This window comes from Streptomyces shenzhenensis (assembly GCF_021462265.1).
Lineage (GTDB): Bacteria > Actinomycetota > Actinomycetes > Streptomycetales > Streptomycetaceae > Streptomyces > Streptomyces shenzhenensis.
On the sequence record NZ_JAJONF010000133.1, the window covers coordinates 1 to 1942 of the forward strand.

Here is a 1942-nt window from a genome sequence, read left to right on the forward strand (position 1 = left end):
CGAGGAACGACTCGCGGGGTTCGGCGGCACCGACGTTGTTGACCAGGATGTCCAGGTGCCGGTGGCGCTCCATGGCCTGCTGGATCAGGGTCTCCGCTCCCGTCGCGGTGGACAGGTCGACCGGCGCGATCATGACGTCGTGGTCGGCCGCCAGGGCGTCCAGCTCAGGAGTGGAGGAGCGGCTGCCGGCCACGACCTTGACCCCCTCGTGGACCAGTTTCTCGACGACTGCCAGGCCGATGCCCTTGCTGGCTCCGGTGACGACGGCGACCTTGCCTTCGAGGTGCAGCTCCATGACGGTCCCTTTCTGGATCGATCAATACATAACTATGGTAGGATCGATCCCGGACCGGGGCGCGGTGAGAAGATTCTGCCCTGGTCAGTCCAGTGCGCGCATGGCGACGGACAGGGCGTCCTCCGCGAACTCCCTCCCCGCGCGCGCCTGGCCGACGATGCGGATCCCCTGGATGAAGGTGGTGAGGAACCGGGCCAGCTGCCTGGGATCTTTGTCCGCGGAGATCTCGCCCCGCGTCTGCGCCCGCTCCAGGGCTCCGGCGAGGGAGGACTCGACCTGCCGGACGGCGGCGGTGACGCGGTCTGTCGCCGAAGGCTGCTCGCCGCACTGTGTCGAGGTGTTGACCACGAGGCAGCCGCGTGCGGGGTCGGTCAGGTCCGCCTCGATCAGCGAGGTGAGCACCTTGCGGACCGCGGCCCGGATCTCGGTCGCCGAGTCGAGGGTCTTCTCCAGGTCGTTGCCCTGGAGGGAGATGTAGCGGTCCAGGGAGCGGATGTAGAGCTCCTCCTTCGAACCGAAGGCCGCGTAGAAACTGCCGCTGCCGATGGACAGCTCCTTCAGCAGGTCCTGCAGGGATGTCTCGGCGTAGCCGCGGCGCCAGAACAGGTCCATGGCGCGGTCTATCGCCTGGTCGACGTCGAATTCCCGGGTGCGTGCCATGGCGAAAGGGTAGCCCATTTTGTGGAATAGTCAATCAAGTATGGGGGTTCGGCCCGCTCGGCGGCGTCCGGCGGGGTGCTAGGGCCGGCATCATGCGCTTCGGCCCCTCGGGTTGCACGGTCGCCGCGCCCTAGGCCGGCGGTGCTCCGTGCCGGTGTACGGCTCGGGCCGCCTCCCGGCCCTGCCGGCCATGTCGTTGAGTTGATCTGAGCCTTCACGCGCGGGCGCGCGGTCGACGCGAGGGGGGTCGCCCTTCATGGGGGCCGCCGGGCAGGTCGCCTGCTGTGTTCGTCGTCGAGATGTGCCGCCGCGTCCTGGTCCGTCTTTGCCTGGACCCTGGGCGAGCTCCGTCTCGTGTGTCCTTGTACGACCTCGTTTTTTTGGGGGGTCCTGCCGCCTCCGGCGCCGCCAAGCGCTGTGCCGTCGTGGCCACCGCCCTCGGGGTGTGCGGTGTGGCGAGCCGGACCGGCCGGCGGCGAGGCGATCCGGATTCGCGACGCGGGGATCCGTTCACCCCGGGCTGGTGAGTGTCCCGCGCGGGCTCGATGGCCGACCGGCACGACTGCTCGGAAGGGTGACTGACGCCACTCCGATTCTGGATCGCCCAATCAAGAAACCTGCTAGGGTGCTGTCGCGGCCTCCAGGAAGTGTGCGCCGTAATTATGTATTGATCAATCCAGAAAGGTATCGTCATGGAACTGCACCTCAAGGGCAAGGTCGCCGTCGTCACCGGAGCCAGCAAGGGCATCGGCCTCTCGGTCGTCGAAGGCCTGGTCCGCGAAGGAGCCAAGGTCGTGGCGGGCAGTCGCACCTCGACCCCCGAGCTCGACGCCCTGGCCGCCGAGTACGACGTCACGGTCGTCCCGGTCGACCTGTCCACCTCGGAAGGCCCTGAGACCCTGGTCCGCCGGGCCGTGGAGCGTCACGGCCGGATCGACGTTCTCGTCAACAACGTCGGTGCCGCCGAACCCCGCGAGTCGTTCCTCA

Annotated in this window: 3 protein-coding genes; 1 reads left to right on the forward strand and 2 read right to left on the reverse strand. The window is 68.1% G+C overall.

The genetic code is table 11. From position 1 onward, the window contains the following. Window positions 1–295 (reverse strand): SDR family NAD(P)-dependent oxidoreductase (locus tag LQ326_RS47015; protein WP_234545349.1); only part of this gene is annotated, 295 nt, incomplete at its 3' end. Between the two features lie 84 nt (window positions 296–379). Beyond that, complete coding sequence (locus tag LQ326_RS47020) at window positions 380–955, reverse strand: TetR/AcrR family transcriptional regulator (protein ID WP_234545350.1); 576 nt, start codon at window positions 953–955, stop codon at window positions 380–382. Between the two features lie 692 nt (window positions 956–1647). On the opposite strand from LQ326_RS47020, the gene LQ326_RS47025 reads away from it, so the two are divergent. Then, on the forward strand, window positions 1648–1942 hold a 295-nt coding region (locus tag LQ326_RS47025; RefSeq protein ID WP_234545351.1), incomplete at its 3' end, for an SDR family NAD(P)-dependent oxidoreductase.

Excerpts from the sequence above, each read along its gene's own strand:
- LQ326_RS47020 (WP_234545350.1), bottom strand. The coding sequence starts at position 955 with ATGGCACGCACCCGGGAATTCGACGTCGACCAGGCGATAGACCGCGCC.